This window comes from Bombilactobacillus sp. ESL1094 (assembly GCF_058107425.1).
The window spans coordinates 1,693,297-1,716,613 of sequence record NZ_JBYLUM010000001.1 but is presented as its reverse complement, the minus strand read 5'-3'; the positions used below and the strand labels follow the sequence as shown (position 1 = coordinate 1,716,613).

The following is a 23,317-nucleotide window of genomic DNA, read 5'->3' as shown; positions in this document are numbered from 1 at the left end:
ACAAAAAATTGTAAAAAGTTTATGATAAAACCAAAATTGTAATAATTGAGGACAAACCGATGATCACAAATTATTCTCACCAATTACCCATCCAAATTATCGACGCTCATAATATTAACGCGACTGAACAAAGTGACTTAATCCAAAACTACCATGTCACACGTGAAATCATCAATTACGCACTTGATAAATTTGAGCGCCCCCGTATTACCTATGATCAATTAACCCACAGCTTTTTAATGGTTTTATCTATTCCAAACCAAAAACAAACACTCACCACTTCAGTTCAATCAGTCACTCTGTTTGCTAACCGTAAACAAATAATTTGCTTTACCAATGACCAAAGTCAACACATCATCCAATACTTACGCGATTTTGTTAGCAATTATCCAGACGAGCAAAATTTAACTTTTCGTATCTTCGCTGATTTAATTCAGCAAATTTCTGATGACTTTTTAGATAAAGTTAAACAGTTTTATGATGAACAAGAACAGATTGAGATGGAATTTGAGCACCATCGCCATCGTTCAGCAACCATCAATCAATTAGCTAATTTACAAACTAAAATTACCTTTGGTGTCACTTCCACCACGGGCAATGCAGATTTAATTGATGAATTAACTGCTTTTTTTAATTCAAATGATAATCATTTGCAACTAGATCATGTCACTCATCAGCATTTTAATTCCGCACGCATCGAAGCTACTCAAGCTTTCAAAAACTTTCAATTAATCAATGAAATTGCCCAACAACTATCGGGAACTTATAACAATTTATTAAATAATGAAACCAATGATGTCATGCGTTATTTAACGGTTTATTCGTTAATATTAACAATTCCATCAATCGTGGTCGGCTTCTACGGAATGAATATGCATTTGCCTTTAGCTAGCAGTCCATGGTCTTGGATCATTTCCATTATTATTATGATTTTATTATCACTTTTACTAATTATCGACATGATTCGGCGTCATTTTTTATAAGTTGGATGACCCCAATATTGAAATAGATCGGTTCTCAAGGCACCATTATATAGTTTGCGTCGCTTAGTCGGTTTTTGACCGTAATATTTAGCAAATTCTAAATCACTAGTTAAATAATATTTACTCCACGTCGTCAACTGCCGAAAACTATTCCCCATTTGCTGGTATAATTGATGCACTTTTGTCTGATCCTGCATACGTTTACCATAAGGCGGATTAGCAATTAAAATGCCGTCTTGTCGTTGCAAACGTAAATCTTTGACCGCTAATTGCTTAAAATTAATATCATGCAAAACACCTGCTTGATGCGCATTTAATTTAGCCACATCAATCATCGAGCCATCTATATCACTGGCCCCAATTTGTAACTGACCACTCGGCAAAATTTGATCAGTAGCTGCTTGTTTTGCTTGTACTAACAATTGATCATCAAACCAATCAAAATTTTCAAACGCAAAATGGCGCTGCAGTCCTGGAGCAATATGGCGCCCAATCAAGGCCGCTTCAATAGCAATTGTGCCCGAACCTGTCGTTGGATCATAAAAAGGATCAGTTGCTCGCCACGGCGTTAACAATATTAACGCGGCGGCAAAATTTTCTTTGAGTGGTGCACCACCATGTTCGATCCGATAACCACGTTTAAACAAAGAATCGCCCGTGGTATCTAAGGTCAACTCCACTTGATCTTTGACAATGCGCACCTCAATTTGAAAAATGCTCCCACTTTCAGGCAAACGCCCACGGCGGTGATAAACTGCAGCCATTTTATCAACAATTGCTTTTTTAGTGATGGCTTGAATATCTGGTTCCGAATGCAGTTTCGAGCGGACCGACCGACCCTTCACTGGAAAAGCAGCATCTAAGGGCAGCCATTGATCCCAAGCTAAGTTCTGAACTCCTGTAAATAATTCTTCAAAGGACGTTGCCGGAAATTCGGCCAAGACAATTTTAATCCGATCCGCACTGCGTAACCACAAATTCGTTTGTACAATGGCTGCTAAATCACCATCAAAATAAACTTTGCCTGTATCAACTTGCGAAATGGTAAAGCCTAGTTCTTGCAATTCTTTTTTAGTGACCGCTTCAAATCCGCTGGCCATGGTTGCTAATAACTTCATATGAATCTCCTTCTTACTTTCAATCTAAACAGTTCAATTTTTCATCAATGATTTACCAAAAATACTCTAAAAATATTAATTCAACCAAAACATTATGACTGGGTCATTCAGTTTAATTCTTAAAAATTAGGTTCGAACCCAAAATAATACTGACTACGTCAAGTTATTCTGCCATTTAACGCAATTACAGACCATTAAGACCAAAAAGTCATACACGTTGACAGAAGTTTTTATTTCAATTTCTAAAAAAAGAGGCGAACTTAACGTCCGCCTCTTTTGGCCTACAGGTTTCTATAAGCCACGTTTTGTTCCAGTCAGTGTGACCAAACTGACTTTCAGTAATCATCTATCTACACAAAATGTGTTTTTGACGTGAGTTTAATTTCCCGTGTCAAAACTCCCCTACCAAAGTTTGGGTTTCCTGCTCGCGGGGTTTACCCGTTCCATTTTTTTGTTTCCAAAAAATTGCGTTTCTGTGGCACTTTCAGATTACTTTGACTTAGCCATTGACCTTAGCCATTTCATCGCCGTTATTCAAATAAATGAATACTCCAGCTTATTGGGCTGAACACGAACACTACAGGCATTGCAGCCTGTGCCGGCGTGGACTTTCCTCAACTTGTTTCAAACAAGCAGCGATTACTCAAAACCTGCTCTTATTATCATACGCTATTTTAAATTTAATTACCAGACTAATTGCTTAATTATTTTGATCTCGTAATTGTTCACTAGAATGAATAATTGGTTGTTGCGCCGTTGTAGTATTGGTTGAGGCATAATTATTAGTAGTTCGTGGCTCGACACTTTGTCCAAAAACATGTCGTTCCAAATTAGATAAACGTTTTAAAATATCATAATTGGTAGTTCCCGGTGCAGAAGTTTCACTCGTGGCTTCTGGTGTAACTACTGACTCAGCTTCCACTGAGCGTTGCTGAACGACCTTGGGTTGTGCGGGAGCTTGCTCTAATTTTTCAGTTAATTCCCGATTTTTAGTTTTTAACTCTTCAATATTAGCAGCAAAAGCCTCATAATCTTGAATAACTTCATCCAAGAAAGCATCAACGTCTTTACCGTTGTAGCCATGAACTGCATTTTTGAATCTTTTTTCAACAATTTGTTTTGGATCTAGTTTGATTTCTTTCATTTGGCTTACACCCCTATCTTACTTAATAAGTATAGCAAAAAGTTTGGGAACCACACAAAAAAACTACATCACTTTTAGTTTTTCTTAAAATTCCTGTTGATCAGTTACAAAATCCTGTAAATCATAAAAACTAGCTAATTTTAACGAGTAGTCGTGCTGCTGTTGGTACTGTTGGATAGCTTGATACTCATATTGGCTTTTACCAGGATGCTCTAGATCATAAATTAAAAAACTGCCATCAGTATGTGTTAGCATAAATTGCTGCCAATTTTTAAATTGCTGTGGAGTGTGATATGATTGATGGCTCACACTATTGTGATAATCAGCTAAGTGTAAAGTTTGGGCATATACTTGCCGATTTTTTTCCTTCCAACGATCCGCTATGCCCTGAAATGGTAAGATGACCGCTACTTTTAATTGGTAAGCTTTTAAGCTAGGATCTTGCACCGCACGAACCGCTGCTTGCTCGACTCCCAAATAGCCGCCCGTCAAAACCCACTGCAAGCCTTGATCACAATAACTTAATAATTGTTTGACTAAAAAAGCTTCTAAAACTTTTTGCTTGGGATCATCGGCTTTAAAAATTTGTAATTCAAAAGCACGGTAGCCGCTAATCCATAAATTTTGAATTGTTTGCATTTTAATCCATTCTTCCTAACACAGAACTTTAAGCATGCTATAATATTCATCGACTAGGAGTGACTTAACTTGACTATCAATTATCCCAAAGGAATTTCTCCCCACAAGTCAGCCATTAATCAACCAACAATCTTTGGTGACCGGGGCATGACCTTAGAACAAGAAATTAACGAAAGTAATAATTATTATCGTCATCATAATTTAGCCGTGATTTATAAAAAACCTACTCCTATTCAAATTGTGAAAGTTGATTATCCTAAGCGCAGCCGCGCAGTCATTAAAGAAGCTTATTTTCGACAAGCTTCAACGACGGATTATAATGGCGTTTATCAAGGATACTATATTGATTTTGAAGCCAAAGAAACGCGCCACAAAACTTCTTTTCCACTAAGTAACTTTCATGAACATCAGATTCAGCACTTAGACCAATGTTTACAGCAAAAGGGGATCTGTTTTGTTATTATTAAATTTGTAACCCTAGGTCGCTATTTTATTTTACCCGCCCACAAATTAATTACATTTTGGGCTCAGGCCAAACAGGGCGGCAAAAAATCTATGACATTCACTTTTATTCAACAAAATTCTATTGAAATTCAAGCAGGCTATAATCCTATTCTACCTTATTTACAAGCCTGTCAACAATTAATTCAAGCAGCCCAGGAGGATTTATAATTATATGAATGATTCACGCCTAGCACGCTATCATCAAACTCCCAAACACAAGCATTCCATTATTAAACTGTTCGTTTCTTTAATTATTGCAATCATGGCAATTTTAATTGCCATTTTTATTTATTATGGTTTGAGTGCACCTAAAATTAATTCTGAAGTTTTACAAAGTGGTGGTTCCTCCAGTATTTACGACCAGCACGGGCACGAAATTACTACTTTAGGTAACCAAAATCGGACTTACGTCACTATTGATAAGGTGCCACAAAATATGCGTAATGCTGTGGTCTCGATTGAAGATCGGCACTTTTATAAAGAACATTTCGGCGTGAATCCGATTCGAATTTTGTTGGCGGCTGTTAACAATTTACGAGGCGGACAACTACAAGGTGGTAGTACTTTGACTCAACAATTAATCAAATTGTCAGTCTTCTCCACTAAAAAATCCGATCAAACGATTAAACGTAAAATGCAAGAAGTCTGGTTAGCCGCGAAAGTTGAACGTAATTTTTCTAAGGATCAAATTTTAGAATATTACATGAATAAGGTTTATTTAGCTAATGGCACCTATGGTTTTCAAACAGCGGCACAGTATTACTTTGGTCAGAAGTTAAATCAATTAACACTACCGCAAATTGCGTTACTAGCTGGCATGCCTCAGGCTCCTAATAACTATAATCCTTATAGCAATCCTCAGGCGGCAAAAAAAAGACGTGACAGTGTCTTACAAGCCATGTATGACAATCACAAAATTTCCGCTAGCCAATTACAAGCAGCCCAACAAACTCCTATCACTACAGGTTTAAAACCTTATCGGCCTAATTCTGGGGTCGGTGAAAATAAAATGATTGTAGATTCTTATATTAAACAAGTTATCCAAGAAACCAAGGCCAAGGGCTTAGATCCTTATCGCGATAATCTAAAAATCACCGTTAATATGAATTTAAAAGCCCAAAAATATCTCTACGATTTAGTTAATAATGATGCCTATGGCTTATTTAATAGTCAACATTTACAAACTGCCGTTTCGGTCGTTGATCCGAATACTGGAGCTGTAGTAGCCATGATTGGTGGTCGTAAATTAGGTAATGTCCAATTGGGCCTGAATCGAGCAGTGCAAACTACTCGTAGTAACGGTTCCACAATGAAGCCGATCCTAGATTATGGTCCCGCAATTCAAAATCTAAAATGGAGTACTAACCATATTATTACGGATGAACCTTACACTTATCCTGGTACTAGCATTGCTTTACAAAATTGGGATCATTCTTACGATGGCGCGATGACAATTAGAACTGCCTTGGCCCAATCGCGTAACGTACCCGCTGTTAAAACTCTACAAGCTGTCGGCTTTAACAAAGCACGAAAATTTGCTAACAATTTGGGGATTAACGTTCCGTATAAACAGGGGCTCTCGGCTGGTATCGGTAGTGACGTCTCCAGTTTACAATTAGCAAGCGCATATAGCGCTTTTGCTAACGGTGGAACTTACCATCAGCCACAATATATTTCCAAAATTCAAACAACAGATGGTTTAGTCCACGATTATGATGCTACTAGTAAAAAAGTCATGAGTACCGGGACTGCTTATATGATTACCGATATTTTAAAGGACGTTGTTCAACCTAGTGGAATGGGTTCTCAAGCTTATATTAGTGGCTTACATCAAGCTGGTAAAACCGGTACGACTAATTATAGCGACACTGAACTAGCGAGAAATCCAGCTTTAAGTAATACCGCCAAGGATTCTTGGTTTGCCGGTTACACTAAGCATTACGCAATTGGCGTTTGGACGGGCTTTGATAATCCGAGTCAAGCCGGCGTTGACCAGAATCAGCAAAAAATTGCCGGTCAAGTTTACCAACGTCTAATGCGCTATCTGGCTGCTTCCAAAACCAATTCAGATTGGAAAAAACCACATAGTGTCGTACGTGTCAGTGGGACTAATGTTTTATATTTACGTAGTAAGCGGCCAAAGAACTTACCACCAGCACGGCATAATACCGGTCATAGTTCTCTAACTAATGCTGAAGATAATGATGCTGTGATTCCCAATCGTGGTACTGGTAATAATGACTCTGAAGTTGACAGTTCCAGCGAAAGTTCCACTAATACTACTGACGGCAATAGTGCCTCAAGTAATCAACCAGACACCAATAATAATCATGAAACTACTAATGATTCTCATAATAATAGTAGCTCATCTAGTTCTAATAATAATACTACTAACAACACCACGACTAATCCGACAACCGGTTCCGTGAGTCCTGGTAATACTGCCCCAACTACGCCAGCAACACCACCTGCTACTACTAATCCACAATAAATTAAAAATAAGGGTTCTGATTCAGACTAGTAATCACTAGTGTCAATCAAAACCCTTTTTTATTATCTCTAGCTTTTATTTTCAGCTGTCACCCATTGGTCGCATAATCGCACCACCGGTAAATCTTTAATTTGTTGTTCACGATGAAAATTATACTCACGTCCAAAATCAATCAACGCATGATGCGCCTTTGTCCAATATTGTTTAGCTAACGCTTGAGTCACCCGTTGTTCCACCTGCTGAACTGTAGCAGTGGGTTCAACAAAATGTAGCCGTTTAGCGATCGTACTGACATGCGTATCTACGGCAAAAGCGGGAACATTAAAGCGATCACTCAAAACAACATTCGCTGTTTTAGTACCTACACCAGCTAAAGTAATTAAATCCGCTTTATTAGCAGGAACTTGTCCCGCAAAATTCTGTTCTAATTGCTGAGCACATTTAATCAGATTGCGTGCCTTATTATGATAAAGTCCTAGAGTCTTAATCACAGACTCAACCTGTAAAATAGTCGCTTGTGCTAAAGATTGCGCCTCCGGAAAAATTTGAAACAACTGTGGCGTGACTTGATTAACTGCTTTATCAGTTGTCTGCGCACTTAACATGACGGCAATTAAATACTGAAAGTTTGATTTTGCGACCAAACTTGGTGCAGCGTTGGGGTACTGTTGAATAATTAATAACAACGCTGTTTGAATTTGTGCGTCATCAAGCAACATTAGTACCCCTCCAGATTTTCTTTTTGACGTTGTAATTGAGCGGCCGTTTTAATATTATGTTTTTCCCAACTTAGCAAAATACGATCCATATACTTTAAAGAATAAGCCTGATTTAAAACTGCCTCTTTTAAAGCCAATTGAATTAATTGGTAATCATAATGATCTTTCGTTAGCCATTCTTGAATAGTTTCTTGTTCAATTGGCGATAGTGGTCGTCCAAACTCCACTTCAATTTGTTGAAATAAGCGTTGTCTAACTTGTAGACTCCGACTTAGATTTGCCTGTTGTGACGTTTTTTCAGCAGTCTCCACTGATTGCTTTAATAATTGTTCATATGCTGGTGTTAAATCATAGGCATCTTGATAAACAGAATTAGCTTTAGTCTGCGACACGATTTTTAATATTTTTTTATCTATTAAACTCTGAATTAATTGATAAATTTTTTCTGCACTGAAACCAGTATTGAGCATCAAATCATCCGTCGCTGGAAACTGGATCCCTTGTTCCTGATACATTCTTAAATTGGCCCAAACTAAAAACTCATCACCAGTCATATTTAAATGACCAATATTTGTCAATAATACATTATTAATCGTCGTATTACCGGCATTTAATAAATCGCGGGTCGAAGAGGCCATTAATATCACTTCCTATGATTAGTTATTTTAATCCTAAATCTCGTAATAAATCTTGCGCCATTTGGTTATCAGCACCCAAGTTAACCAGCGCATCACGTAAACTAAAGCAAGGTTGACCCTGGCGGTCAACCACTGTTTGGGCATGAACCAATGCACTTAAAATAGCCTCGTTAACCGTATCGACGATGACTCGAAAATAGCGATCCATCTGCGTATCATTAATGACTTGTTGAACACTTAATTCTTGTTGAGCAAAATGATCCACACGATTTGCTGTAGAAAAAGCAAGCGTTATTTCACCACTACCATTACCAGCAAACGAACCACTACGGGTAATACCAACACTAGAGTGCTTAGCTAGACGCTGCAATTGACGTTCATTAAACGGAATATCAGTGGCAATCACTGTAATAATACTACCATTTTCCGGTAAATTGCGGTGTTGCACTAATTGTTGACCAATGGGTTGACCGTAAATAGTCAAGTCTTCTAAAAAGCCAAAATTGGCCATTACCAAGACTCCTAACATAAAAGGCTTTTGATCAATCATTATTTGCCGCGAAGTTGAACCAATCCCGCCTTTTAAGTTATAACAGCGCATTCCTGTGCCACCGCCAACATTTCCTTCCAAAAAGTCGGGACTGGCGTTTTTTAAAGCTGCTTGGACATCAGCTTCTTTGATTCCTAAAGCGCGAATAGCATTGATCTTGCCATCATTACATTCTAAAACAACCGGATTAACAGTTCCCGTCGTTGTCCCAATTTCTGGATTATTTTGCAACATATACTTCATCAAACTAGTATAAGCTGTTCCCACAGCAAAAGTATTTGTCAAAATTAACGGTGTTTCTAAAGTACCCAATTCCTTAATTTGGACTAAACCTGTACTTTTACCAAAACCATTAATCACATGACAACTAGCGACTAATTTTTGCCGAAACACATTACCAGAAGCCGGAATAATTGCTGTTACACCTGTCTGCAAATGGTTGGTGTGAATGGTCGTTTGCCCAACCAATACGCCAGGTACATCAGTAATTAAATTTTTGGGTCCTGGTTGTGTCAAACTCAATGAATTCTTTAAAGGTTTTGGTAAACCCAATTGAATCTCTTCCCTTCTTCACCGTCTCTTAGATGAACGCTTAATGAATTGAAAAAATAGCTATGATGTTGTCTTAATAATAGCATGACTTCTAAAAAGTTTCATCGTACAAAAAAAGACTGGGACACTTCCAAAAACCAAACAAGCTAAATATAATCTATCAATAATCAAAACTTTAATTTGAGTATTGAGTGTTGGTTAGAATGTTTTGAATTTTTGAAAACAAAAGCGTAGCTTGACTATTTTTAGCCTGCCCTGTCCTAGTCTTTAATTAATAATTATGATTAACGATTAATTACTGTAAAACGTTCTTGTTGATGCTGTGGTTGCTCAATTTCATCTAAGGCCGCAACCGCCATCGTCCCCGCAGTAGTTTGCGAAACTTCCTGTTGGTTAAATAGCAACTCATCCTGACCTAATTGTAATTCAGTGGCCGCACCAGCAACAAAGTTAACTCCCGGTGAAATACCAACCCAATCAACATTATCAACCGTCCGTAAAAATTGTAATTCGGATAATTGATTCTGTGGCACACTGATAAACGCCTGATTAGCTGGATCTTTTTCCATATCCCGCACAAATAAATGCTGATCTGAACCGGTTAATAAACTACCAGCTCCTAAAATGAACACTAAGCGTGGTTTGGTTAATTGCCGGGTCTCAGCAATTAAGTGAGTGGCTAAATCAACGTGTAGATAAGCTTGGTCTGGAGCACAAGCGAATGCATCAATCACGACATCATACTGCATTAAATCAGCTTGCATTAAAGCAAAAGCATCCTGTGCCAAAATTTTCAAATTGACATTTTGCAAATCCTTAGCTAACTGCGCTAACTTAGCTTGGGTCCGGCTAATGGCAGTCACTTCATGTCCTCTAGTCAAAGCTTCTTGTACTAATGCAGATCCTGCCATACCCGTTGCACCAATAACTGCAATTTTCATCATTTTGCCTCCAATATTATTCTTACAATTAATATATCTAACAATATTTTAAACAAAAAAACAAATTTAATGCTCAGAAACTTGTCCGGTGACCAATAATAAATGGTACAAAGCACCATATAAATTCGCATCGTTCTGCAATTTACTAGTCATTACTTCTGGCATTGCTAAAGTTTGCTCAATAATAGGTAATTGCGTCCGTAAATTTTGCAATTCTTGTTGAATAGTGGTGGTAACAAGCGGTTGTGCAGAAATTCCACCACCAATGACAAAGCGTTGCACATCAATAACAGCTTGCATATTTAACAAGAGTAGCGCTACATTTTGACAATATTGCCGAAAAATAGTTGTAGCTCTGGTATCTTGCGCCTGAATAGCAGCAAACACTTGCCGACCATCAGTTAAATCAGCTAAGCCTAATTGTTGTGCAATGGTCTTAATCATCAAAACTGCCGAACAATTCTTGCCGCTTAAATTGTCCAAAGTAGCGGTCTGGTTTTGTAACATAAAGCTGATTTCACCAGCTTGAAAATGCTGCCCATAAAAAAGTTGATGATTTAAAACTAAGCCACTACCGATTCCGGAACCTAACACAATCGCTGCACCATTCGCTATGCCTTGTAAATTACCTAACCACATTTCTGCTAAAGCAGCAGCTTTCCCATCATTTTCGACAGTGATAACGACGCCCTCATCTACATGCAGCAATTGTGGCAGTGATTGCTGATCTAAAAAGCTTAGTAAACCTCCACCACTAATTTGCTCCGAGGGATGTGCTACTTTGCCCGGTACACTGAAAGCCACACCCTGATACTGACCTGCAAAATGATCCAATATAGATTGCAATTGCCGGATAAAAGCCTGCAAGTCAGTGGTCACGGTTGGAACGGTTGTTTGTTCGTGCAGCTGGCCTGTTAAATCAATCAAACCGGATTTGAGATTGGTACCGCCAACATCAATACTTAAAAAATGTTTTTTCATTATTATTATTTATCCAAAAAATTTTGTAAACAATTGTTTGTAAATTTCTACAAATTGTAAATACATCGTCTGTGAAACATATTCATTATCTTGATGCGGATTATCATTACCGGGACCAAACATGACGTAATTAGCACCCGTTGGATGATTAAACAGTAACTTAGAAGCATCCGTCCCGCCAGAAATACCAACGGGAATGATTTTATCAGTTGCCAATTCCAAATTCATTAATTGGCTAGCTTGCTGTTTCTGTGCTAAATCAGCAGCACTCACAGCCTCTTGGTAATATTTCTTTTCAAATGGTACTGCAACTTGTTGAATTAGCTTGATGATTTTTGCATCTGGATTGCCCAAAATAGGAATAATATCCATATTAACATCCATGGAAATTTGCCCCGTGGTAGCCTGATTGTAATCAGCAATGACAGTTTTAATGGCTGTCAAAATTTCTTGGTTGGCCAATTCGGGAATCGTTCGAATATTTAACACTGCATAAGCAGAGCCCGGAATAGCATTATCTTGGCTACCACCATGAATTACATCAATATTAAAGACCGTATCTCCGAGCACTTCATTATGCGCCGCGGCCATCAAAGGCTTAACCTTTTGTTCAATCTGTTGCAAGACATTAATTAAATGTTCCACAGCATTATTACCAAACTGAGGCATTGAACTATGAGCCGCTTTACCAATTGAATTTAAATGGATATCTAATTCACCCTTGCTAGCATAAGGAGCCATATAACCCGATGGTTCCGCTACTAATAGAGTATCAACATCTTTCATATATCCCTGTTCAAATAAAACTTGTGCTCCCTGTTGACCAACCTCTTCACCAGCCGTGGCTAGTAAACGAATAGTCCCGTTAATTGGTGTGGCACTTTCTTTGAGTTCAATTAAAGCAATCACCAAGGCTGCTAACCCAGCTTTCATATCAGTTGCACCTCGGCCGTACAACTTATCGCCTTTAGCAGTTAATTTAAATGGATCCGTCTGCCAATTATCTAATTCCACATCTACAACATCCATATGTCCAGTGATCGCTAAAACCGGCTTGCCGGAACCAATTTCAGCTACCAAGTTAGCCCGATCGCCAGCAACAGGAACCAATTGGCTGGCAATACCAGCTTTAGTTAATAATGATTGCAAATATTGAGCAACTTGCTTTTCGTGATCATTAACCGATTTAAAACTGATTAATTTTTCTAAAATAGCTAGTTTTTGTGTTTGATCCATAATAATTCCCCTTTAATCAAGATTGGCTTAATTATAACAAAGTTCAACGTAATTCGAATATTTTGGTTCAAAAAAAGAAGATTCGACAATTAACTTGTCTCCTCTTTCTTATTATGGCGTACTTTAAAATTGTTGTTGTAATGGCGGAACAATTTGCTTTTTCCGTGAAACAACTCCTGGTAAATGCATCTTACCTTGAGTTAACTTCTGATTAAAAGCAGCTTCTACTTTCGGCATTAGGGTTGTATCACCATTCACAATTAGCGTTGTATCACTATTTAAAACATTAGTAATGGCCAATAGAAATAGTGCATAACCATTTGCTTGACAACTAGTAGCCATGGCTTCATCAAACTCACTTTGCCGGGCCACTGCTTCTTCCATATCAACTACATTAACTTGCGCAATCCGAATAGCTTGACCACCCATTTCAAAGCTCTTAGCGTCAGCGTCAATTAATTCAGCTGCTGATTTATCCGCAATATTAGCTCCGGCCTTTAGCATTGTGATCCCATAAGTATGGTAATCCTCATGGGCTAACTGTGCTAAATCTTCAATTGCTTGCCGATCAGTATCAGTCGTAGTCGGTGAATTTAGCAACAAAGTGTCAGAGATAATAGCCGACATCATCAAACCAGCAATTTTTGCCGGAATTTCTACTCCCGCTTCATGATACATTTTCCATAAAATCGTATTCGTCGAACCTAATGGCTCGCCCCGATAATACAAGGGACCTGCTGTTTCAAAGTTAGCGATCCGATGATGGTCAACTACATGCGTCACTGTTACCTGGTCGATGTCACTAACGCTTTGTTGGGCTTCATTATGATCGACCAACATTACGCTTTCAACATCTGGTTTGGCTGTTGTGATCACTTTAGGTGCTGCTTGATCAAAATGAGCTAACACATATTTTGTTTCGTCATTCGGTTCGCCCAAAGCCACGGCTTGCGTATCTAAACCTAACTTATTTTGTAAATATGAATAAGAAATTGCTGCTGCAATTGCATCAGTATCTGGATTTTGGTGTCCAAAAATATATTCTTTTGCCACAATATCCCCTCCAAAATGGATTTAATTATCTTTATTATAATACGTAATTACCGCAATCAAACCTTTCGCACAAAATTTCTTAACAAAACAAAAAGGATTTATTTTTGCGCAGCGTCTTTTAACCGTTGCTCGTAGGTAACATCCGTCACATAATTATCCCAAGCTTTCAGGAAAGTTTCGATGCGTGGAATACTAGACTTTTCTTTACGATAAATAAAGTCTAATTCAAAATCAATTGCTGGTTCAATGTAATTTTTTTGTAACGTAATTTGGGCGTCATTAGCAATGACATAGCTTTCAGGAAAAGCTGCGTAAATCCCCTTTTGTTGTGCAAAATGTAAAATTTGATCTGGTGAGGAAAAGCGTGCAATACAATGAGGCGGATCAACCAACTGATTCTTAAATTGTTCCCGCAATAATTCAGTTAAATAGTAATTGCTTGGATAACTCACCCATGACTTCACCGTGGTTTCCCTTAATTGTAAAATCCGGCCATCTTGCCATTGCGGATTATCATTGAGCAATACTAAATTTTCGCTCATAATTTTCTTGGTACTGTAAGGACGCCAATTTTTAATAGAATCATCTGGCAAATACATAATTGCCAAATCAATCTGGTTGTTTTCCAAACTGTCCCATAATTCTCGGCGTGTCAACAATAATGTCTCTAAAACAACATCTGGTTGTAAATCATTATAACGAATAATAAAATCTTCAATCACACTATCTTCAATCGTTGACAATAAACCAATTTTAATCGAACCGGTCGATGATAAGGTGGACTTTTGAATCTTATCAATTGCCGTTATCATTGTTCCATAAACTTCTTGGACTGATTTGAGTAAAATTCGTCCGGCATCGGTTAAATGAATTTGTTTGCCAACTGAATAAAATAAAGGCGTCCCAATGTTCCGCTCAATTTTCTTAATTTGTTGGGTTAAAGCTGGTTGGGTTATTCCTAGAGACCGTGCGGTCTTTGTATAATTCAGATTATCTGCTAACTTAGCAAAATAACTTAATGATTTAGAAGTAAATACCCGTGTAAAATCATCATTGCTAACAGTCATAAATCTACCTCACTTAGTCTTCATCAGCAAGCTGCTGTTGAATTATCTTTTTTGTTTTTATTATCGGTCCATTCTTTTCAACGTCAATTACAAATGAACCATTAGAATAACGATCAACTTTTGTAAAATCAGCTAATTTAAGTTGGTTCCAATAATGATTTTTAGTTTCAACTTCTAATATATCATTTTTAGCAAATAAAGAAACAAATTTTATGAAATGTGGACTTTTTTTTAATTTTCGTAAAACTAATACGCCTCTGCGGTCACGATTGGCCACAGGAATTTCGGTTAATTTCATTCTTTTAAAGGCACCCCGTTGCGTCAAAATGCCCACATCAAGCTGTTCCAATTCACTTTCAGCGTAAATTTCACAATTGACTACCACTTCATTAGCTTTGAGCTTGATTAATTTCACTCCGGCAGCTTTAGCTTTCACCACTGGAACTTCGGTCAAAGAAAAACGCAAGGCATACGCACTGTTAGTCCAACAGACAACTCCTGTAGCTACTGATTGGACCTGATAAATAACATTAACCACTTGACTAGTCGTTGCGTGCAACTTAATGGCCGTCAGTGGCTTGGTGCGATAAGTGCGGCCAGGTAAAAGATCTTGAAAGTTAACTTGCTTAATATAGCTATCATTAGTTGCTAGAATAAAGTTACCCGTTTGCTTTAGATCGGTAAAAATAAAAGCCCGTAAAATAATTTCATCTTTTTGTAAAGTAAAAGTTTGCGATAAATGTTGCCCAGTTTCTTTCCAACGCACATCGGCCAATTCATGAATCGGCCGATAAATTAAATTACCATAATTAGTAAATAAAAACAGATGATCAAGCGTTGAAGCTTCTTGATCTAAAACTATTACATCATCTTTTTGTAAACCATTATCAGTTAATTTCGAAGCTTGGTAGGAACGCAAACTACTACGTTTTAAATAACCTTGTTCGCTCACCAAAACCCGCACTGTTTCATTACCAACCATGACCCGGCGATCAATTTTCAACTCTTGAACTTGAGCTTGAATTTCCGTTAAACGTGGCGTCGCAAATTCTCGCTTGGTTTCTTCTAATTCCGTTTTAATGACGTGCAGTAAAGCCTGTGGCTGTTGAATAATTTCTTGAAATTGCGCAATCTTTGCTTGTAAATCAGCTTGTTCTTTTTGTAAAGATGAAACATCAGTATTAGTTAGACGATACAACTGTAAAGCCACAATCGCACTGGCTTGTTGCTCACTAAAATCATAAGCCGCCATTAAATTTTGTTGCGCATCATGTTTATTTTTACTGGCACGAATGGTCTGAATTACTTGATCTAAAATCGACAAGGCTTTAATTAAGCCATCAACAATATGCAAACGCCGTTGTGCTTTTTGTAAATCAAATTGCGTCCGCCGCAGTACCACTTCTTGTTGATGTTGAACATAAGCTTTTAAAATTGGTAATAGACCTAACTGCTGTGGTCGCATTTGTGAAATAGCCACCATATTAAAATTATAAGTGACTTGTAAATCCGTATTTTTATATAAATAATTTAAAACACCCTGACCGTCCACATCACGTTTTAATTCAATGACAATGGATAAACCGTGCCGGTCAGACTCATCACGCACTTCAGCAATCCCGTCAATTTTTTTGAGCAAGCGCACTTCATCAATTTTTTTAACTAACTGCGCCTTATTAACTTCATACGGAATCTGGGTGACTACAATTTGACTACGATGGCCGTTTAAGGCTTCAATTTTTGTTTTGGAACGCAAAACCACGCGCCCCCGACCAGTTTCATATGCCTGTTTAATACCATCGACTCCTTGTAAAATGCCGCCAGTGGGAAAATCTGGACCTTTTACATACTGCATGGCCTGTTCCAGGGTTAAAGCCGGATTATCAATTAAAGCAATCGTGGCATCAATTACTTCGCCCAAATTGTGTGGCGGAATTTCCGTGGCATAACCTGCCGAAATCCCGGTGGCTCCATTAACTAAAAGATTGGGAAAACGTGCTGGTAAAACCGTGGGTTCTTCTTGCGTATCGTCGAAGTTTAAAACCATATCAACAGTATCTTTATCAATGTCTTGTAACATTTTTTGCGCAATTTTACTCAAACGCGCTTCAGTATAACGCATTGCTGCGGGAGGATCACCATCCATTGAACCATTATTACCGTGCATTTCGATTAATGGTGCCCGCAATTTCCAGTTTTGGCTGAGCCGCACTAGGGCTTCATAAATAGAACTATCGCCGTGCGGATGAAAATTACCCATAACATTACCAACCGATTTAGCCGATTTTTTAAAGGCTTTATCATAGGTATTATTATCAATATTCATCGCGTACAAAATGCGCCGTTGGACAGGCTTTAAACCATCACGCACATCCGGTAAAGCACGTTCTTGAATAATATATTTCGAATAACGCCCGAAGCGATCACCCATGATTTCTTCTAAGGATAATTCTTGAATTCGTGAATCTTCACTCAATTTGTTCACTCACCTTGCTTATGATTTAACTGCTTTTTCAAATCAGTCGTTGCAATTGCTGCTTGATTGGTGGAATCAATTAAACTCACATCATCTTCTAGATTAAATTTGACATTATTTTCAATCCATTGTCGTCTAGGAGCAACTTTATCCCCCATTAACGTGGTCACGCGCCGTTCAGCTAAGGCGGCATCATCAATCCGAACGCGCACTAATGTCCGGTTTTCTGGATCCATCGTAGTTTCCCACAACTGATCCGCATTCATCTCACCCAAACCTTTAAAGCGTTGTAAACTGTAGCCAGTACCGAACTGAGCAATACCCGCACGTAATTGCTCTTCTGTCCAAGCATACTTGATTTGTGTCTTAGCGCCACGGCCTTTTTGTAGCTTATACAGTGGTGGCAAAGCAATATAAACTCGACCAGCTTCAATTAAAGGACGCATGTAGCGATAAAAGAACGTCAACAATAAAATTTGAATATGAGCACCATCAGTATCTGCATCAGTCATGATAATAATTTTGTCATAATTACTATCGGCTAAATTAAATTCCGGACCTACTCCCGCACCAATCGTATAAATCATTGTGTTAATTTCTTCGTTCTTAAAAATATCATCCAACTTGGCTTTTTGCGTATTTAACACTTTACCCCGTAATGGTAAGATGGCCTGAAACTTTCGATCACGGCCCTGTTTAGCAGAACCCCCAGCAGAATCTCCTTCGACTAAATAGAGTTCATTCTTTTGCGGATTGCGAGATTGTGCGGGTGTCAATTTACCAGATAGTAAACCTTGATCTTTTTTCTTCTTTTTACCCCGACTATTTTCTCGGGCTTTGCGGGCAGCCTCGCGTGCTTGCCGTGCCTTTAAAGCTTTTTTGACTAAAGTTTGACCAAAATCACCATTTTCCAGTAAATAATATGTCATTTTTTCATAAATGAGATTATCTACGGCACTTCGTGCTTCCGGAGTCCCTAATTTACCTTTAGTCTGTCCTTCAAATTGTAACAAGTTTTCAGGAATACGGACAGACAAAACTGCACTCAGACCTTCGCGCACATCTGAACCTTCTAAATTCTTATCACTCTCTTTGAGTAATCCAACTTTTCGAGCATATTCATTAAAAGCTTTAGTTAAGCCCGATTTCATACCAGCTTCATGGCTACCACCATCACTGGTTCGAACATTATTGACAAATGATAAAATATTTTCTGAATAGCCATCATTATATTGACCGGCAAATTCGACTTCGATATCGTTTTTGGTATCTTCAAAGTAAAAAATATCTTTAATAACATCTTTACCTTCATTGAGGTATTTAACAAATGACTGAATCCCATCCGCATAACAATATTCTTCCTGACGAATTGGTTGGACACGTTGATCAGTCAACGTAATTTTGACACCTTTTAACAAAAAAGCTGATTCGCGTAATCGTTCTGCCAAAGTATCAAAGTTAAATTTAGTCGTTTGAAAAATAGTGGCGTCCGGTAAAAAGGAAATTGTAGTTCCACTAGCTTGCTTGACATGACCCACTTTTTTCAAAGTACCAACGGGCTGACCGCCATTTTCAAACCGCTCTTCATAAGCCTCGTGTTCACGAACAACACGGACCTGCAACCATTGAGATAAAGCATTAACTACTGACGAACCAACACCATGCAAACCACCAGAAGTCTTATAACTATTATCAGAAAATTTTCCACCCGCGTGTAAGACGGTTAAAATTACTTCAATGGTGGGAATCCCTGACTCATGCATTCCAGTGGGCATCCCCCGACCAAAATCCGCCACCGTTACCGAACCATCTTGGTTCAACGTCACATTAATTTCTTGACCAAAACCGGCTAAGGCTTCATCCACTGCGTTGTCCACAATTTCATACACCAAATGATGTAATCCCCGAGCATCGGTCGAACCAATATACATGCCCGGTCTTTTGCGGACAGCTTGTAAACCATGTAAAATTTGAATCGATGAATCATCATAATTATTCGTCATAAAATCCTACTTTCAAAAAAGAACAGAATATTTTATTAGTTTGTATTAAAATAGACAAGACCGAGATAAAATCTTGTATGATTAAACCTAATATTATTTCATAGAGTGTGTTTGTAACTACGCTAAATTCTTCAGGACAACCGGGGATAGGCATAATGCATGCAGACTTTGTGCTATTCAGTAACCGCTAGTACTAGGTTACTCAATTAATCAACAGCTTTTATTTCGGCATTATTATTCATTATCCAACGGAGGTTTTACACTTGTTCTTAAAGGTCATAATCTGTTTTATTTTAGCATATTTAGTGGGCTCATTTCCGTCAGCTTATGTGCTAGGAAAAGTTTTTTTTCATCAAGATATTAGAGACAGTGGTAGTGGTAATATCGGTACTACCAATACGTTTCGGGTCTTTGGCGTCTTGCCAGGAATTACCGTTCTAGTATTAGACATTTTCAAAGGCACACTGGGCGCCAGTTTACCTGTCTTCTTTCACGTTCCTGGTAAACAATGGATGATTGTCGTGGGCTTAGCTGCAGTTATCGGACACTGCTATTCTATTTTTATGCATTTTACTGGCGGTAAAGCAGTCGCTACAGCTTCAGGCATTTTACTAGCTTATAACCCACCCTTATTCGGCGTAGCTTTTAGTTTATTCGCCATTATCGTCTTAATAAGTAGTACTGTCAGTTTAGCCAGTTTGATTTCTCTACCCGTCTTAACCATTTTAATTTGGCGCACCCATGACCCTTATTTCTTATTTGCAGCTGTTTTAGTGACCATCGTCGTCTACGTGCGGCACTGGCCGAATATTAAACGGCTCATGCATCATGATGAAAATCTCGTCCACATCGGCTTAGTTTATTATTTACAAAAGCACCAGCAAAAAAAGACCAGATAAAATTCAGCAAAATATATTTTAACCAAAATTTGCGTTAATTCAATCTTTATTTTTGTTCGAACACATGTTCGTGCAAGGATATTATATCATATTTTAGATTTTGGCTACACTCTAAAAGAAGAACTTAAAGTTAATTCAACCTTAAGTCCTTCTTTTTTAATTACACTAATTATTATTAAAAATATAAAATTACTGGGGATCCTCAACATTAATGTTGGAGTTTTCGGGTAAAGTAATCACCAATCGCTTGGACGATAAATACTAAAATTAAAATCAAAACTAAAGAAACTAACGTCACATCATTTTGAAAACGTTGATAGCCAACAGCAATGGCCATATTACCTAAACCACCACCGCCAATAGCACCCGCCATCGCTGTTAAGCCAATTAAACTAATCATGGTTAAGGTGGCCGAACGAATCAACTCGGGTAAACCTTCTTTTAAATAAACCCGGTAAATAATTTCCCAAGGTGAACTGCCCATCGCTTGTGCCGCTTCAATAACTCCCGGATCAACATCAACCAACGCTAATTGAACTTGACGAGCAAAAAAAGGCGACGTACCGACAATTAAGGGCACTAAAGCACCTGTTGGGCCAATGGTTTGCCCGACGATTAATTTTGTGAATGGTCCAATCACTGCTAGTAGAACTACAAAAGGAATCGAACGAAACAAATTAACCAACTTATCTAAACAGTAATAAAATTTCTTATGCGGTAAAATTCCGTTGTCAGCAGTCACAACTAACGTTAAGCCTAATATTAAACCAAAGACGCCGGAAAACACGGCACTAATAAAAGTCATATATAAAGTTTGATAGATTGCAACAACAAAGCCATTATCGCCTGACCAGTTAGCGACCACATTGGGTAACCAGGTTTGTAAAAATGCATGCATTATTGTTCCTCCTCCTTGGGCAAGGTAATGGTTTTAACCGTGACCTGCAATTGTTTTAAATACGCTAAAGCGGCAGCAATATCGGCTGCTGAACCATTCAACTCTAAGAGCATAATTCCCACAGTGGTTCCCTGCAATTGTTCAATATTGCTAAACAAGATATTAGCTTCCACACCAAAGCGCTTATAAAGCTCAACGACAATCGGATCATTCGTTACTTCACCAAAATAATCTAATTCAATCAAGGAATTGGTTGAAGCTTTAAGTAGCCGTTGACTTTGAATTTCCTGGAGTACGGGGCCTAATTGCGTTGCTGAATCGACAAACTTTTGTGTTAAAGGCTGTTGTGGCCGCCCAAAAATCTGTAACACGCTTCCCTGCTCAATCAATTCTCCTTGATCCATGACAGCGACATGATTACAAATTTGTTTGATAGCTTCCATTTCGTGCGTAATCACCACAATCGTAATCTTGAGTTTTTGATTTAACGATTTTAATAAATTTAAAATTTCAGTCGTAGTTTCTGGATCTAAAGCACTCGTTGCTTCATCCGAAATTAAAATTTGGGGATCGTTCGCTAAGGCGCGAGCAATCGCTACTCGCTGCTTTTGACCACCAGACAATTGCGCGGGATAAGCGCTCGCTTTGTCTGCTAATCCAACTAATTCTAACAACTGATTAACTTTAGTTTGCCGTTCTTGTTTGGTCGCCTTAGTGTTCAGTAATGGAAATTCCACATTGCCAAACACCGTTCTGGAAGCCATCAAGTTAAAATGTTGAAAAATCATGCCAATTTTTTGACGTGCTAGGCGTAAAGCTTTCGGTTTATAGCTCAAAAGATCATGCCCATTCACAAAAACTTCACCGCCAGTTGGTCGCTGCAATAAATTAATCACACGGACTAACGTACTTTTACCTGCACCGGAGTAGCCCATAATGCCAAACACATCACCACGTTCAACTTCTAAAGAAACGTGTTTCACAGCTTGAATGGTTTGTTCTTTGTTCTGAAATGTCACAGAAATATCTTTTAATTTAATAATTGGGGTTTGCTCGTCCATAATTGTCCTACAACTTGTCTAAAAATTGATTAAAAAATTCAATAAACTGTAAATAATCGGCAATCCGAATATTCTCATTAGGAGCATGAGGTCCCGAATGACTATAACCGACTCCACAATCAATAATCGGCGCCTGCGTGTAATGATTAATTAGATACATGGGCCCAGTACCGGCACTAGAAGGTAAGGCCACCACTTGATTTTCACCATAAACCGCTTTGGCGGTGGCAAGCAACTGTTCCACTAATGGATTTTGTAAATCCCAACGATAACCGCGTTCTCCCAAAAGATAAGTGACTGCAATATCTGCAAAGCCTTGTTCTTTCAGATAAGCGCTCAATTGCTGAAAGATTCGTTGAGGATCTTGGTTCGGCACCAAGCGAAATTCTAACTTAGCTTGGGCCGTGCAGGGCGTTACCGTTTTAACACCTTGGCCTTGCCACCCACTTTTGAAACCTTCAATATTAATGGTCGGTGCAAAAGTTAAATTATAATTAACGCTCGGATTTTTTAACAAGGGTAATTTTAAATCCCATTTCTGAGCAAGATCAGGAGTTGGTGCTTGGGCCACTAATTCTTGTTCCACTGCACTGGGAGCCACAACATCATCATAAAAGCCTGGCACTTTGATTGTCCCATCAGCTGCCCGTAAAGCATTTAAAGCAGCCACCAAGCGCCACGTGGCACTATCAGCCACAGCAGCTAATGATGAATGTAAATCACTAGCCGCGGAGTTAGCCGTTAATTCAAAACACAAAACTCCTTTGTTACCACCCTCAATACTAAACTGCTCATGATCATTCTTACTACCGGATTCCCATAAAACCAGATCCGCCGCTAATAAATCATGATACTTGTCTAAATAAGCAGCTAAATGTTCACTGGCAACTTCCTCTTCACCTTCCACTAAAAACTTAACATTGCACGGCCAATCACCATTTTCTTGGCGATACAACTTTAATGCAGTAATGCGGCTGATCAAATCACCTTTACAATCGGCTACACCACGGCCAAATAGTTGTTGATCAGTAATTTTTAATTCAAAAGGATCAGATTGCCATAATTCTAGCGGTTCCTCCGGTTGAACATCGTAGTGATTGTAAATTAAGATAGTCGTAGAACTCGGTTTTTGAGGCGTAATCTGGGCAAAAACTAATGGTGCTGGATAATCAGTCAACACTTGCACTTGAGCTGATAATTGTTCTTCAAATAATTTTTTTAAAAAATTGGCTGTTTGCACTTGAGCCTGTTTTTTCGCAGAAACTGACGGTAACGCTATATAATCAGCTAACTGTTGCAATGAATCTTGAATCAATTGGTCTTGTAATTGCACCATAAAAATCGTCCTTTCTCATCTGATGATT

The 23,317-nt window shown here is 38.3% G+C and carries 20 protein-coding genes and 1 other RNA gene; 4 read left to right on the top strand and 17 right to left on the bottom strand.

The annotated features are described in order from the left end of the window. Positions 1–59: 59 nt before the first annotated feature. Positions 60–983 carry a magnesium transporter CorA family protein gene (locus AC3B5S_RS08155; protein ID WP_489757963.1) on the top strand — a complete coding sequence of 308 codons (924 nt, stop codon included), beginning with the start codon at positions 60–62 and terminating at the stop codon, positions 981–983. Here AC3B5S_RS08155 and AC3B5S_RS08150 read toward each other — a convergent pair. The 4 genes from AC3B5S_RS08150 to AC3B5S_RS08135 all read right to left on the bottom strand — a co-directional run bounded on the left by AC3B5S_RS08150 (position 971) and on the right by AC3B5S_RS08135 (position 3,884). Next, complete coding sequence (locus tag AC3B5S_RS08150; RefSeq protein ID WP_489790419.1) at positions 971–2,107, bottom strand: THUMP domain-containing class I SAM-dependent RNA methyltransferase; 1,137 nt, start codon at positions 2,105–2,107, stop codon at positions 971–973. The genes AC3B5S_RS08155 and AC3B5S_RS08150 overlap by 13 nt on opposite strands. 283 nt (positions 2,108–2,390) lie before the next feature. Continuing rightward, positions 2,391–2,752: RNase P RNA component class B (gene rnpB / locus AC3B5S_RS08145), an RNA gene on the bottom strand. Positions 2,753–2,801: 49 nt separating this feature from the next. Then, the gene (gene gpsB / locus AC3B5S_RS08140) at positions 2,802–3,245 is read right to left on the bottom strand and encodes a cell division regulator GpsB (protein WP_489757962.1); all 444 of its coding nucleotides are present in this window, start codon (positions 3,243–3,245) and stop codon (positions 2,802–2,804) included. Positions 3,246–3,329: 84 nt separating this feature from the next. After that, positions 3,330–3,884 carry an SLOG family protein gene (locus tag AC3B5S_RS08135; RefSeq protein ID WP_489757961.1) on the bottom strand — a complete coding sequence of 185 codons (555 nt, stop codon included), beginning with the start codon at positions 3,882–3,884 and terminating at the stop codon, positions 3,330–3,332. A 69-nt stretch (positions 3,885–3,953) separates the two neighbouring features. On the opposite strand from AC3B5S_RS08135, the gene recU reads away from it, so the two are divergent. After that, positions 3,954–4,556 carry a Holliday junction resolvase RecU gene (gene recU, locus AC3B5S_RS08130; RefSeq protein ID WP_489790338.1) on the top strand — a complete coding sequence of 201 codons (603 nt, stop codon included), beginning with the start codon at positions 3,954–3,956 and terminating at the stop codon, positions 4,554–4,556. Between the two features lie 4 nt (positions 4,557–4,560). Further along, complete coding sequence (locus AC3B5S_RS08125) at positions 4,561–6,879, top strand: transglycosylase domain-containing protein (RefSeq protein WP_489790337.1); 2,319 nt, start codon at positions 4,561–4,563, stop codon at positions 6,877–6,879. Positions 6,880–6,947: 68 nt separating this feature from the next. Here AC3B5S_RS08125 and AC3B5S_RS08120 read toward each other — a convergent pair whose 3' ends face one another. The 10 genes from AC3B5S_RS08120 to parE form a co-directional block, all read right to left on the bottom strand. Continuing rightward, positions 6,948–7,598 carry an endonuclease III domain-containing protein gene (locus AC3B5S_RS08120; RefSeq protein ID WP_489790336.1) on the bottom strand — a complete coding sequence of 217 codons (651 nt, stop codon included), beginning with the start codon at positions 7,596–7,598 and terminating at the stop codon, positions 6,948–6,950. Further along, positions 7,598–8,236, bottom strand: coding sequence for a DnaD domain-containing protein (locus AC3B5S_RS08115; RefSeq protein WP_489790335.1), 639 nt, complete (start codon positions 8,234–8,236; stop codon positions 7,598–7,600). The genes AC3B5S_RS08120 and AC3B5S_RS08115 overlap by 1 nt, the downstream gene beginning before the upstream one ends. Positions 8,237–8,258: 22 nt before the next feature. Then, positions 8,259–9,338, bottom strand: coding sequence for a DmpA family aminopeptidase (locus AC3B5S_RS08110; protein ID WP_489790334.1), 1,080 nt, complete (start codon positions 9,336–9,338; stop codon positions 8,259–8,261). Between the two features lie 284 nt (positions 9,339–9,622). Next, complete coding sequence (locus AC3B5S_RS08105) at positions 9,623–10,279, bottom strand: NAD(P)-dependent oxidoreductase (RefSeq protein ID WP_489757955.1); 657 nt, start codon at positions 10,277–10,279, stop codon at positions 9,623–9,625. A 66-nt stretch (positions 10,280–10,345) separates the two neighbouring features. Continuing rightward, on the bottom strand, positions 10,346–11,260 hold the full coding sequence (locus AC3B5S_RS08100; RefSeq protein WP_489790333.1) for an ROK family protein: 915 nt from the start codon (positions 11,258–11,260) through the stop codon (positions 10,346–10,348). 9 nt (positions 11,261–11,269) lie between these two features. Next, positions 11,270–12,496 carry an ArgE/DapE family deacylase gene (locus tag AC3B5S_RS08095; RefSeq protein ID WP_489790332.1) on the bottom strand — a complete coding sequence of 409 codons (1,227 nt, stop codon included), beginning with the start codon at positions 12,494–12,496 and terminating at the stop codon, positions 11,270–11,272. Between the two features lie 123 nt (positions 12,497–12,619). After that, positions 12,620–13,549 carry a manganese-dependent inorganic pyrophosphatase gene (locus tag AC3B5S_RS08090; protein ID WP_489769766.1) on the bottom strand — a complete coding sequence of 310 codons (930 nt, stop codon included), beginning with the start codon at positions 13,547–13,549 and terminating at the stop codon, positions 12,620–12,622. A gap of 98 nt (positions 13,550–13,647) precedes the next feature. Then, the gene (locus AC3B5S_RS08085; protein WP_489757951.1) at positions 13,648–14,616 is read right to left on the bottom strand and encodes a LysR family transcriptional regulator; all 969 of its coding nucleotides are present in this window, start codon (positions 14,614–14,616) and stop codon (positions 13,648–13,650) included. 13 nt (positions 14,617–14,629) lie between these two features. After that, positions 14,630–17,092: a DNA topoisomerase IV subunit A gene (gene parC / locus AC3B5S_RS08080; RefSeq protein ID WP_489790331.1), complete on the bottom strand. Its 2,463-nt coding sequence runs from the start codon at positions 17,090–17,092 to the stop codon at positions 14,630–14,632. 5 nt (positions 17,093–17,097) lie between these two features. Next, positions 17,098–19,095, bottom strand: a complete 1,998-nt coding sequence (gene parE / locus AC3B5S_RS08075; protein ID WP_489769764.1) for a DNA topoisomerase IV subunit B — start codon at positions 19,093–19,095, stop codon at positions 17,098–17,100. Positions 19,096–19,358: 263 nt separating this feature from the next. Between parE and plsY the strand changes: the two genes are divergently transcribed. Next, a complete protein-coding gene (gene plsY, locus AC3B5S_RS08070) occupies positions 19,359–19,994 on the top strand; it encodes a glycerol-3-phosphate 1-O-acyltransferase PlsY (protein WP_489769763.1) in 636 nt (211 codons plus the stop codon). A gap of 208 nt (positions 19,995–20,202) precedes the next feature. Here the strand turns inward: plsY and AC3B5S_RS08065 are convergent, their stop codons facing one another. From AC3B5S_RS08065 to AC3B5S_RS08055, 3 genes are read right to left on the bottom strand one after another with little or no spacing between them, the layout of a single operon-like run. Further along, complete coding sequence (locus tag AC3B5S_RS08065) at positions 20,203–20,892, bottom strand: methionine ABC transporter permease (protein WP_489757947.1); 690 nt, start codon at positions 20,890–20,892, stop codon at positions 20,203–20,205. Beyond that, entirely contained in the window at positions 20,892–21,953 is a 1,062-nt protein-coding gene (locus AC3B5S_RS08060; protein WP_489769762.1) for a methionine ABC transporter ATP-binding protein, read from the bottom strand. The genes AC3B5S_RS08065 and AC3B5S_RS08060 overlap by 1 nt, the downstream gene beginning before the upstream one ends. Before the next feature lie 7 nt (positions 21,954–21,960). Beyond that, complete coding sequence (locus AC3B5S_RS08055; protein WP_489769761.1) at positions 21,961–23,289, bottom strand: M20/M25/M40 family metallo-hydrolase; 1,329 nt, start codon at positions 23,287–23,289, stop codon at positions 21,961–21,963. Between the last annotated feature and the right edge of the window lie 28 nt (positions 23,290–23,317).

Coding starts and splice junctions, on each gene's coding strand:
- AC3B5S_RS08095 (WP_489790332.1), bottom strand. CDS start 12,496: ATGGATCAAACACAAAAACTAGCTATTTTAGAAAAATTAATCAGTTTT.
- AC3B5S_RS08135 (WP_489757961.1), bottom strand. CDS start 3,884: ATGCAAACAATTCAAAATTTATGGATTAGCGGCTACCGTGCTTTTGAA.
- AC3B5S_RS08125 (WP_489790337.1), top strand. CDS start 4,561: ATGAATGATTCACGCCTAGCACGCTATCATCAAACTCCCAAACACAAG.
- AC3B5S_RS08100 (WP_489790333.1), bottom strand. CDS start 11,260: ATGAAAAAACATTTTTTAAGTATTGATGTTGGCGGTACCAATCTCAAA.
- AC3B5S_RS08120 (WP_489790336.1), bottom strand. CDS start 7,598: ATGTTGCTTGATGACGCACAAATTCAAACAGCGTTGTTATTAATTATT.
- AC3B5S_RS08085 (WP_489757951.1), bottom strand. CDS start 14,616: ATGACTGTTAGCAATGATGATTTTACACGGGTATTTACTTCTAAATCA.
- gpsB (WP_489757962.1), bottom strand. CDS start 3,245: ATGAAAGAAATCAAACTAGATCCAAAACAAATTGTTGAAAAAAGATTC.
- AC3B5S_RS08155 (WP_489757963.1), top strand. CDS start 60: ATGATCACAAATTATTCTCACCAATTACCCATCCAAATTATCGACGCT.
- AC3B5S_RS08055 (WP_489769761.1), bottom strand. CDS start 23,289: ATGGTGCAATTACAAGACCAATTGATTCAAGATTCATTGCAACAGTTA.
- AC3B5S_RS08060 (WP_489769762.1), bottom strand. CDS start 21,953: ATGGACGAGCAAACCCCAATTATTAAATTAAAAGATATTTCTGTGACA.
- AC3B5S_RS08105 (WP_489757955.1), bottom strand. CDS start 10,279: ATGAAAATTGCAGTTATTGGTGCAACGGGTATGGCAGGATCTGCATTA.
- parE (WP_489769764.1), bottom strand. CDS start 19,095: ATGACGAATAATTATGATGATTCATCGATTCAAATTTTACATGGTTTA.
- AC3B5S_RS08115 (WP_489790335.1), bottom strand. CDS start 8,236: ATGGCCTCTTCGACCCGCGATTTATTAAATGCCGGTAATACGACGATT.
- AC3B5S_RS08065 (WP_489757947.1), bottom strand. CDS start 20,892: ATGCATGCATTTTTACAAACCTGGTTACCCAATGTGGTCGCTAACTGG.